Below are 11,276 nucleotides of genomic sequence, written 5' to 3'. Positions count from 1 at the left end.
ATGGATACCGCATCTCACGCACCCGGCCAGAACCTGCTGGGCGGCGACGCTCAGACTCTGCGCCCGAATTCTGTGCGCCCGGTGAGTTTGGCGCACCTTCGCGAACATCTGCAGGGCTTGGGTGCTCAGGTGAGTTCCCAGCCGGCTAGCGGCGTTCAGGGTTCTGAATCCGGTGATTCTGTTGAGGTCACCGGTATCAGCATGGACTCCCGAGGCGTTCGCCTGCAGGACCTGTACGTGGCTCTGCCCGGTGCGAAGGTGCACGGTGCGCAGTTTGCTGAGGCTGCGTTGAAGCTTGGTGCTTCCGCTATTTTGACGGATGCTGCCGGTGCGCAGCTGCTGGGTGAGGCGCCGGTGCCTGTCCTGGTGGCTGAGAACCTGCGCGAGTATGTCGGTCCGTTGGCTGCGCTGATTTATGGTTCGGCGTCGTTCCCCGCTACTCACCGTTACGCGGTGACCGGTACGAACGGTAAGACCACCTCCACCTACATGTTGGAGTCGGTGTTCCGCACCGGCCTGGGTGTGAAGACCGGTCTGATTGGCACTATTCAGATTCTGATTGATGGTGTGTCGGTTCCTTCGAAGATGACCACCCCGGAGTCTCCTCACGTGCATTCTCTGCTGACGATTATGGGTCAGCATCAGGTGCGTTGCGCCGCAATGGAGGTGTCTTCGCACGCGATTGATTACCACCGTGTGGACGGCGTGAAGTACGCGGTTGCTGGCTTTACGAACCTGACTCAGGATCACCTGGATTTGCACGGCACTATGGAGCATTACTTTGAGTCGAAGGCTCAGCTGTTCACTCCTGAGCGTGCTGAGCTTGCGGTGATTACTGCTGATGACGAGTGGGGCGAGAAGATGTTCTCCGCTGCTTGCGAGCAGATGGGTGCGCAGCAGGTTCACCGTCTGGTGACTGCTCGCGGTGCCGGTCTGGCTGAGGTGCCCGCAGAGTTTGGTGCCCGCGACTGGGCTGTGGTGAAGGTTCAGCGTGAGGGCCTGGGCCACCGCTTCCACGTGGCTAATGGTGCCGGTGAGAGCGTTGAATGCTACACCGGTCTACCCGCTGACTTTAACGTTTCGAATGCCGCGCTGGCGGCGCTCATGGCGTACCTGGACACTGACTCCGCTGAGCGTGAGCGCCTGCTGCCCGAGCTGGCGTCCGGTTCGGCTCTGACTCCGGTGGTTCCGGGCCGTATGCAGCTGATTTCCTTGGCTCCGCACGCGATTGTGGACTTTGCACACAACCCGGACGGTCTGACCCGCGCCCTGGAGGCAATGGACCGCCCCGGCGACGGCAAGGTCATGATTGTTTTCGGTGCGACCGGTGAGCGTGACCAGCTCAAGCGCCCGATTATGGGTGCGATTGCGGCACAGTACGCAGATATTGTGGTTGTGACTGATGACGATCCGCACGGTGAGGCGCCCGAGCCGATTCGTGCCGCCGTTGAGGAGGGCGCGCAGAAGGCTGAGAACCGCCGAGCCACCCAGATCCTGAATATTTCTCCGCGTGCCGCCGCTATTGATGCGGCAATTGCCCTGGCGGGCGAGCATGACGCCATCCTGATTGCTGGCCGCGGCCACGAAACCGAACAGGATGTTGACGGCGTGGATATCGCCCTGGACGACCGCGTTGAAACCGCCCGTGCCCTGCGTGCGCACGGTTTCGAGATCCTGCCTGACTACCAGCGCATGCTCGATGAAAGTGACTCTAAGACCGCTGAAGGTATGGTGAAGAATGATTAAGCTCAGCGCCGCCCAGATTATTGAGGCAACCGGCGGCACCGCTATCGGCCTGGAGGGCCGTGAGGAGCAGGTGTACGCAGACTTCGCCACCACCGACTCCCGCGAGGTGCAGACCGGTACCCTGTTCGTGGCGAAGCCCGGTGCGGTCACTGACGGTCACAGGTTCATCCCCATGGCGTTTGAGCGGGGCGCGACCCTGGCGCTGGTCGAGCGTGAAGTACTCGACGAGCAGGGCGTGCCCTACCCGAGCATCCAGGTGCCCGATGTGGTGCTGGCTATGGGTGATTTGGCGCGCTACTCGATTGAGCAGATGCGTGCTCAGGGTGAGCTGACCGTTGTCGGTATTACCGGTTCTGCCGGTAAGACCACGACGAAGGACCTGCTTGCCGCCATTTTCACTCCGGAGGGCCCGACCGTTGCGCCGGTTGGTTCCTATAACAGTGAGGTGGGCGTGCCCCTGACCGTTTTCCGTGCGGATGAGTCTACCCGCTACCTGGTCATTGAGATGGGTGCCGACCACGTGGGCAACATCGAGTACCTGGCGAATATTGCGCACCCTGATCACGGCGCAATCCTGAAGGTTGGTACCGCGCACGCTGGCGAGTTCGGCGGCGTGGACAATATTGAGCGTACTAAGGGTGAGCTGGCTGAGGGCGTTCAGCCGACCGGCTCCCTGGCTCTGAACGCTGACGATGAGCGCGTGCTGCGCATGGCGTCGCGTTCGGTTGCACCCATTACCTACTTTGGCGTGGGCGAGAAGACCGACGCGAACGGCCAGCTCTACGAACGCTACGTGGCGGCGCTGAACCTGCGCACCACCGACGCTGGCTGCCCCGAGTTCACTATGCGCCTGCCCGACGGTAGCGAGTACGAGATTTCCTCGCAGCTGATCGGTGAGCACCACGTGCACAACCTGCTGGCTGCTGCGACAATCGCCTACAACAGCGGTATTTCGGGTGAGAAGATTGCTCGCGCGCTCAACAAGGCGGCGGCGGCTTCGAAGTGGCGTATGGCGCGCACCGACCGCGCTGACGGCGTGACCGTCATTAACGACGCCTACAACGCGAACCCCGAGTCGATGGCTGCGGCACTGCGCACCCTGGCGCAGCTGGGTCGCACCGTCGACCCGGCGACCGGTCAGCCGCACCGCACCTGGGCTGTTCTGGGTGCCATGCTGGAGCTCGGTGACGCCTCCGTGGAGGAGCACGACCGCATCGGTCGCCTCGTGGTGCGCATGAACATTTCCAAACTGATTGCTGTGGGCGACGAGACGAAGCCCACCTACAATGCGGCTCATCTGGAAGGCTCCTGGGGTAATGAAGCGACCTGGGTGAAGACTCCGGAAGAGGCAGAGCAGATTCTGCGCGCTGAGGTTCGCCCCGGTGACATTGTGCTCTTCAAGTCCTCGAATGGTGCGAAGCTGGGCATTCTGGGTGACCAGGTTGCTTTCGCCAAGTGCACCTTCGGTGCTGAGGAAGAGCAGGCACCGACCTGGCTTTCTGCCGGTGACTTTGTTGAAACCACCGATTTGAGCGACCACCTTGCCGCTCACCTTGACGGCGCAGCTAGCGCCGACCGTACTTCGACCGAACAGACCGCGAACGAAGGGTAGCGCTTTATGATTACCGTGCTGATTGCTGGAATCTTCGGATTCCTCATCTCCTTCACCGCGCTGCCGGTGTTCATCAAGAAGATGAAGTCTCTGAAGCTTGGCCAGCTCATCCGTGAGGAAGGCCCGGCAGCCCACCAGCATAAGGCGGGCACCCCCACCATGGCGGGTCTGATTTTCATCCCCGCGGCGATTCTTGCCTACTTCTTGACCCTGACGGTGAGCGCCCTGTTCTTCGGTACCGCGCCGGTACCGACCGCTACCGCGTGGCTGACCATCGCCTTCACCCTGGGCATGCTCGGTGTGGGCGCGGCGGACGACATCATGAAGTTCCGCAATAAGGGCAACGAGGGCCTGACCGAGAAGCAGAAGACCATTGGTCTTCTGGGCGTGACCTTGCCCTTTGCGTATCTGGCGTTCCAGTTCCCGAATGAGTCGGGTGCTCGTCCGGCGTCGACCGCTATCTCTTTCGTACGTGACCTGCCCATTGACCTGTTCGCGGCGGGTGCGGTTTTCGGCTCCATCCTGCTGGTTGGTTGGATTACCCTCATCTCTCTGTCCGGTACGAACGCGGTGAACTTCACCGATGGTCTGGACGGCCTGGCTGGCGGCATCATGATGACCATCTTCTCCGGCTACCTGACCATCAGCATCTGGCAGTACGTACACGCCTGCTCCACTGGCGCTGGCACCGCCTGCTACGATGTGCGCGACCCCGGTTCGCTGGCGCTGATTGCCGCATCCCTGGTGGGTTCGCTGGCTGGCTTCCTCTGGTGGAATGTGTCGAAGGCACAGATCTTCATGGGCGACTCCGGTTCCCTGGCGCTCGGTGGCGCAATGGTTGCTTTCGCGCTGTTCACCCGCACTGAGCTGCTTCTGCTGGTCATCGCTCTGATTCCCGTGCTGGAAGTGTTCTCTGTGATCGTGCAGAAGTTCGTGTTCAAGACCAGCCGTAAGCGTTCGGTTGCAGCAGGGGAGAAGCCCCTGCACGCACACCGTTACTTCCGTATGACCCCCTTCCACCACCACATGGAGAAGGTCGGCGTCAACGGCAAATACTCAATTGATAAGCGAGGCATTGCCCCCGGTACCGTCAGTAGCGGCGAAGTGAACTCCGTGTTCCGCCTCTGGGTTGTTAACGCCCTCTGCGTGCTAGTTGCGCTGGCGCTGTTCTTCGGTGACTGGTTCTCGCAGACTTCTGGAGTGATTCACTAATGTCAACTAATGAAAAGCCGGATACAGCTCGCATTGAAGCGAATGCCGCCGCTATTGCGGTGAACCCGGTGTATGAGAACGAGCGCCTAGCGGAGCTGACTCACTGGGGTGCCTCCTGGGCTAACCTGCGTGTGGTCGTGGTGGGCATGGGCACCAGCGGCGACGCTGTGACCGATGTGCTCGCCCAGCTGGGTGCGAAGATTGTTGTCATCGACGGGGCAGATACTCCCGAGAAGTGTGAACGTATTGACCTGTACGCTAACGCTTACGGCAACGTTGAGGGCCTGTTCGGTCCCGAGCACATGCATGCACTGCCCTTGGTGGACGGTCAGGAACCCGAGCTTGTGGTGACCTCCCCGGGCATGCGTCCCGACCACCCGGTCATGCTGGATGCGTATGAGCGTCGCATCCAGATTTGGGGCGATGTGGAGCTGGCGTGGCGCCTGAACGAGCGCAACGACCGCCCGACTCCCAAGTGGCTGTGCCTGACCGGTACGAACGGTAAGACCACCACCGTGGGCATGGTCGATTCCATCCTGAAGGCTGCCGGTAAGAAGTCTATTCAGGTGGGTAACGTGGGTATGCCCATCGTGTACGCTATTGCCGACGATGAGCCCTATGAGTTCTTCGCGGTGGAGCTGTCCAGCTTCCAGCTGCACTGGACCTACTCGATGTCCCCGTATGCTTCGGTGGTTCTGAACATCGCTGAGGATCACGTGGACTGGCACGGCTCCTTCGACGGCTACAAGGCTGATAAGGCTCGCGTGTACGAGCACACTCAGGTCGCCTGCATCTTCAACACCGACCACGCAGACACCCTGCGCATGGTCGAGAACGCGGACGTTATTGAGGGCGCTCGCGCGATTGGCTTCAGCTCCACTGAGATGCCCGCCGTGTCGATGCTCGGTCTGGCTGAGGACATCATGGTGGACCGCGCTTTCTTGAAGAACCGCTACAACGAGGCGTACGAGCTGGCGGTTCTGGAGGATCTGGCTCCGGCACCCGGTAAGATGCCCGCGAAGCACACCGTGGAGAACGCTCTGGCGGCTGCGGCGCTGTGCCGTGCGGCTGATATTGACCCGAAGGCTGTGGGGGCTGGCCTGCGTTCTTTCAAGACCGGTGCGCACCGCAACCAGCTGGTGGGCTACGCGAACGACATCATGTGGGTGAACGATTCGAAGGCTACGAATCCTCACGCCGCGAACGCGTCGATGAGCGGCTACCCCTCGCTGGTGTGGATTGCCGGCGGCCTATCGAAGGGCGTTGAGTACAATGAGTTGATTGCTGCCCACGCGCAGCGTCTGAAGGCTGTGCTGATTATCGGTACCGATACTGCGGCGTTGAAGTCGGCGTTGGCGACTCATGCTTCGCAGGTTCCGACCTACAATATGACCGCCGCTGTGGCTGATTCTTCGGACGGTGTTGCCGTGATGAACGCGGCCGTTGCGAAGGCTGCTGACCTGGCGCATCCGGGGGATACCGTGCTGATGGCTCCCGCGTCTGCGTCGATGGACCAGTTCAAGAATTATGCGGTGCGCGGTGATGCGTTTGCGAACGCTGTTGCCGCCCAGCTGGCTGACTCTTAGGACGTTGCCTGCAGGGGACATCTCGGGTGACCGGGGTGCTTTCTGCGGGTTCTTCTCGGGGGTGGGATGGTAACGGTGTCCCACCCCTGAACCTTTTTCGTGTATTCGCCACGACGGATCCGTGGCAGTTGAGGCCTATAGGAGGGCATGTGAGTACCAGCGCATCTTCGGAGCATTCGGCTTCTTCGGCGCGTTCAACCGCGAGTGGTCGTTGGGTGTCTTTGCGAGCCGGTTTGGAGGATTTCTCTGCACCGTTCCGTACTCGTGCCAATAGGCTGTACCGTCTTGGTTTGAAGGCTGACCTGTGGGATGTTCCGGTGATGCTACTGGTCACCACCCTGGGGTTGGCATTTTTCGGTTGCATTATGGTGCTGTCGGCTTCGAGCGTCACCATGATCTCGCAGGGGCAGTCGCCGTTTTCGCAGGTTTCCTCGCAGATCATGTTCTTGATTATTGGCGTGATTGCGATGGCGGGTATTACGCATATCCCTGTTGAGTATTACCACAAGAAGTCTGTGGTGTACGCGATGCTGATTATTGCATTGGTCATGCAGCTTGCTGTGGTGGTCGTTGGCGTTGAGGTTAACGGTAACCGTAACTGGCTGAAAATCCCCGGCGGTCCGCAGATTCAGCCCTCGGAGTTTTCGAAGCTTGCGATTATTATGTGGCTGGCGTGGGTGTATAACCGCCACGGCGATATTTCTCGTAGTATTTGGCGCACGCTGTTCCCCTCAATTTATGGTGTGGGTGTCCTGGTTCTGCTGATTATGCTCGGTGGCGATATGGGTACCGCCATGGTGTATGGCTTCATCTTTGTGGGCATGATGTGGCTGGCGGGTGCTTCTCGCGGCTCGCTGCTGAAGATTGGCGCCGCGCTTGCGGCGTTGGCGCTGGTGGGTGTGCTCAGTAGCACGAACCGTGTGGCTCGTATTTTCGGCATTTGGGGTTCGTGTACGAACGCTAACTGTGACCAGGCGAATTCTGGTGAGGTGGCGCTGGCGACCGGTGGTTTCCTCGGTGTTGGTCTGGGCCAGTCGCGTCAGAAGTATAACTACCTGGCTGAGGCGCATAACGACTATATTTTCGCCATTATTGGTGAGGAGCTGGGTCTGCTAGGTACTTTGGCGGTTCTGCTACTGTATGTGGGCCTGGTGTATTGCGCGGTGCGTATTATGTTGCGCACTACGGATCCGCTGGTGCGTTTGGCTACGGGCGGCATCATGATTTGGTTGACCTCTCAGGCGATTATCAATATGGGCATGGTGTCCCGTATTTTGCCGGTGATTGGTGTGCCTCTGCCGTTTGTATCCTATGGCGGTTCGTCGCTGTTGTCCTCGTTGTTGGCGGCGGGCTTGTTGCTGGCGTTTGCGCGGCAGACTCCGTTGCGTGGCGCGACGGCACCGTCGAATATTGAGACCCAGAGCGTGCGTGAGGTTCGTCGTGCGAATGCTGAATGGCAGCGTCGTACGCCGTTGCAGGATGTGCTGAATCAGGAAGAGGCTGCTCGTGCGGCTGCTGGTGGTCACCTGTTGAATGAACATAACCCGTTTGTGCTGATGTTTGGTCCGGAGAGCCCGTTGCGTCGCTGGTTGGGCTTTGCGCCGGATCAGCAGCGTGAGCTGGTTCATATGGCTCGTGAGCAGCAGAAGGAGCAGGAGCGCCAGGTTCCGGAGCAGGCTCGAGAAGAGGCGCGTCGTGCTCGCGAGGAGGCGCGTCTGGCTCGAGAAGAGGCGCGTCTGGCTCGTGAGGAAACTGCCCGTGTGAAGGCGGAGCAGAAGGCTGAAGCTCAGAAGCAGAAGGCCTCGCAGAAGCCTGCACCGCAGAAGGCTCCCGCTCAGCCTCGTACCGGTCAGCAAGCTCGTGTTGCTCAGAAGAGTACTGCCTCTACTCGAGCGTCACAGCGCAAGCCCGCTCAGGGTCGCCCTGCTCAGAAGGCGACTGCTCAGAAGCAGACCGCTCAGAAGCAGGCTGTACAGCAGCGCCCCGCTCAGACTCGTAGTGATCAGTCTCGTACCGTTCAGCAGCCTGCTGGTCAGAAACGAGTGCAGCAGCCTCGTGGTGCTCAGCCCCGTAGCGCGCAGCCCCGTCCGTCGGGCTCGCTACCTGCGGGTCTGCAACCGTTGCATCCTGAGGATCGTCAGCGTCGTGCCGAGCGACAGGGTACTCTTCGACAGGGTACTCCTCGACAGGGCGCTCAACGTTAGGTAGTGCCGCGACAGGGTGCCTAAGCAAAGGGCGCTCCGAAGAACGGCGCTCAGCAGGCGCAGCGTCCGGCTCCGGGCGCGGCTCGGAACTCTGCTCAGTGCGGCACCTGCAAGCAGAGTTAGCCTCTGCAGGGTGAAATGCTCGCGGCTGGAGCACAGCTGTTCGGGTTACTATTCGAGCCTCCACTTGCACTGAATAACAGATGACGCCCTCGCCGTTGAGTCCTATCTTAATGGCGGGGGCGCTCTGTTGAACAGGTGCTATAGCGTAAAATGATGCTGTACCGATGTGTTGGGAGAAAGACCTATGACGAAGAAGGCGCCCTCTATAGTCTTCGCCGGTGGTGGCACCGCCGGTCATATTAATCCGATGCTCGCGATTGCGCGTGCGATTCGTGGCCTTGAGTCGAACGCTAAGATTCTGATGCTGGGCACCGCCGACAAGATGGAAGCCGAGCTGGTTCCGGCAGCTGGTTTCGATATTGAGTTCATCCCTCGTGCGGCCTTCCCCCGTAGCATTAACCGTGCCGCTTTCGCTTTCCCCGCTAAGTTTTTTGGTGCCCTGTCGAAGACCCGCCGCATCCTCAAGGATGTAGATGCGGATGTGGTCGTTGGCGTGGGCGGCTATGTGTGCCCGCCTGCGTATTTGTCGGCGTTGAATGCTAAGATTCCCGTGGTGATTCATGAGGCGAACGCGAAGCCCGGTTTGGCGAACCGCCTGGGCGGTACGTTTGCTCGGTTCACCGGTGTTGCGTTCCCTAATACTCCTTTCCCGCGCGCGACCCTGGTGGGTATGCCAATGAAGGATGAGATTGCCTACCTGAACCGTGAGGCGCACCGTTCGAAGGCTCGCCGTAACCTGGGCCTGGACCCGCAGAAGCCGACCGTGATTGTGTCCGGTGGTTCGCTGGGTGCTCAGAGCCTGAATAATGCGGTGGTGGCGTGCCGTGACCACTTTGCGGAGTGGGACTTCCAGATTCTGCATATTACCGGTAAGGGCAAGACTGTTCTGGACGAGAGCGGTGAGCCGCTGAGCGCGCCGAATTACCGTCAGATTGAGTTCAGTAACGGCATGCAGGATGTATACGCTGCCGCTGATCTTCTGCTGGTGCGTTCGGGTGCGGCGACCGTCAGTGAGGTTGCTGCGGTGGGTGTTCCCGCGATTTTTGTGCCGCTTCCCATTGGTAATGGTGAGCAGGCTCTGAATGCTCGTTCTCTGGTGGAGGCATCTGCGGCTCTGCTGGTGAAGGATGCAGAGGTCACCGGTGAGTGGTTCGCCCGTGAGATTCCGGCTCTTATGGCGAACCCGGAGAAGCTGGAGCGCATGGGCGCTGCGGCGTATAAACTTGGTATCCGTAACGCGGCACGCGTTATGGCTGAAGCAGTATTGAAGGCAGCTGAGAAGTAATGACTGAATTGATGAATCTTGAGATGGTGCTGCCGGCACCGCTGAACCCGCCGTTCCCTGAGCGTGCGAAGATGAGCGAGCTGGGTCGTGTGCACTTCATCGGTATTGGTGGCGCGGGTATGAGCGCTATTGCCGTTTTGATGCTGCAGGCTGGTGTGACGGTGAGTGGTTCTGATCGTGCGGAGTCGGCTACTGTTGAGTCTTTGCGTGCTGCGGGGGCTCGTGTGGGTGTTCCTCAGCAGGCTGAGAACATTGTGGACGTTGATACCGTGGTGATTTCTACTGCGATTCGTGAGGATAACCCGGAGCTTGTTGCCGCTCGTGCGCAGGGTCTGCGTGTGCTGCATCGTTCTGAGGCGCTTGCCGCTGTGATAGGTGAGTCTCAGGTGGTTGCTGTTGCCGGTACTCACGGTAAGAGCACGACGAGCTCCATGATTTCTGTGATGTTTGATCAGCTGGGTGCTGAGCCGTCGTTCGCGGTGGGTACTGTGATTGCTGGTTGCGGTACAAACGCTCACCTGGGTGTTCAGGGCCCGGAGTCGATTTTTGTGGCTGAGGCTGATGAATCGGACGGCTCGTTTGTGCGTTACCGCCCGGCTATTGCTGTGGTGACGAATGTTGAGCCGGATCACCTGGATTTCTATGAGACGGACGAGCGTCTCTTTGAGGCGTTCAACCGTTTTGTGGGTTCGATGGCACCTAACGGTGTTGTGGTGACCTGTGCTGATGATGCGGGCGCGGCGGCTTTGGCGGCTCGTTCTCGTGCGGCGGGGGTGGCCGTGGTGACCTACGGCGAGTCTGAGGATGCTGACCTGCGCATTAGCGAGATTACCAGCGCGGGTTCTTCCTCCTCTTCGCACCTATCCTGGTCTTTTGAATGCCGCGGCGTGCATTATGAGGGTGAGCAGAATCTTGCGCTGAAGGTGCCCGGTATTCATAACCAGCTGAACGCTTCGGCTGCTTTTGCGTCGGCGCTAATCTCTGGTTACGAGGCTGCCGATATTGCTCGTGCACTGGCTGAGTTTGTGGGTGCTGACCGCCGCTTCACCCTGCGTGGTGAGGTTGCCGGCGTGAAGGTTTTCGATGATTACGCGCACCACCCGACCGAGGTTTTCCGCGCCCTGGAGACCGGCCGTACCGTGGCTGATGGCCACAGCCTGTACGTGATTTTCCAGCCGCACCTGTTCTCTCGTACTCGTGAGTTCGCGAAGGAGTTTGCGAAGGCCCTGTCGATGGCTGACCGCGCTCATGTGCTGGATATTTACCCTGCTCGTGAGCTGCCGATTGAGGGCGTGACCAGTGAGCTAATTACCGGTGCTGGTTTCTCTGAGGTTAGTTACGCTACCGCTGAGGGCGCTATTGAGGATATTGTGACCTGTGCTCAGGATGGCGATATTGTGATGGTCGTTGGCGCTGGCGATGTGACCGCTTTGGGTGCGCGTCTGCTGGAGTCCTTGGAGATCCGTCACGGTGGCGAGTCGAAGAAGTCGGAGGCTTAGGCTGTGCCG

At 59.8% G+C, this 11,276-nt stretch carries 7 protein-coding genes; all 7 read left to right on the top strand.

Annotated elements, in window-relative coordinates; translation table 11 throughout:
* The 7 genes from NML54_RS04620 to murC all read left to right on the top strand — a co-directional run bounded on the left by NML54_RS04620 (position 1) and on the right by murC (position 11,267).
* On the top strand, positions 1 to 1,746 hold the full coding sequence (locus tag NML54_RS04620) for a Mur ligase family protein (RefSeq protein WP_254756161.1): 1,746 nt from the start codon (positions 1 to 3) through the stop codon (positions 1,744 to 1,746).
* Complete coding sequence (locus NML54_RS04615) at positions 1,739 to 3,358, top strand: UDP-N-acetylmuramoyl-tripeptide--D-alanyl-D-alanine ligase (protein ID WP_254756159.1); 1,620 nt, start codon at positions 1,739 to 1,741, stop codon at positions 3,356 to 3,358. Before NML54_RS04620 ends, NML54_RS04615 begins: the two co-directional genes overlap by 8 nt.
* Before the next feature lie 6 nt (positions 3,359 to 3,364).
* Positions 3,365 to 4,570, top strand: a complete 1,206-nt coding sequence (gene mraY, locus NML54_RS04610; RefSeq protein WP_254756157.1) for a phospho-N-acetylmuramoyl-pentapeptide-transferase — start codon at positions 3,365 to 3,367, stop codon at positions 4,568 to 4,570.
* A complete protein-coding gene (murD, locus tag NML54_RS04605) occupies positions 4,570 to 6,156 on the top strand; it encodes a UDP-N-acetylmuramoyl-L-alanine--D-glutamate ligase (RefSeq protein ID WP_254756155.1) in 1,587 nt (528 codons plus the stop codon). The genes mraY and murD overlap by 1 nt, the downstream gene beginning before the upstream one ends.
* Before the next feature lie 149 nt (positions 6,157 to 6,305).
* On the top strand, positions 6,306 to 8,360 hold the full coding sequence (locus NML54_RS04600; protein WP_254756153.1) for an FtsW/RodA/SpoVE family cell cycle protein: 2,055 nt from the start codon (positions 6,306 to 6,308) through the stop codon (positions 8,358 to 8,360).
* Positions 8,361 to 8,667: 307 nt separating this feature from the next.
* Positions 8,668 to 9,768 carry an undecaprenyldiphospho-muramoylpentapeptide beta-N-acetylglucosaminyltransferase gene (gene murG, locus NML54_RS04595; protein ID WP_254756151.1) on the top strand — a complete coding sequence of 367 codons (1,101 nt, stop codon included), beginning with the start codon at positions 8,668 to 8,670 and terminating at the stop codon, positions 9,766 to 9,768.
* Positions 9,768 to 11,267 (top strand): UDP-N-acetylmuramate--L-alanine ligase, encoded by a 1,500-nt coding sequence (murC, locus tag NML54_RS04590; protein ID WP_254756149.1) that lies wholly within the window; start codon positions 9,768 to 9,770, stop codon positions 11,265 to 11,267. The genes murG and murC overlap by 1 nt, the downstream gene beginning before the upstream one ends.
* Positions 11,268 to 11,276: the final 9 nt, after the last annotated feature.

It is taken from the genome of Rothia gullae (genome assembly GCF_024294905.1).
GTDB lineage: Bacteria > Actinomycetota > Actinomycetes > Actinomycetales > Micrococcaceae > Rothia.
This window is presented reverse-complemented; position numbering and strand designations above follow the sequence as displayed.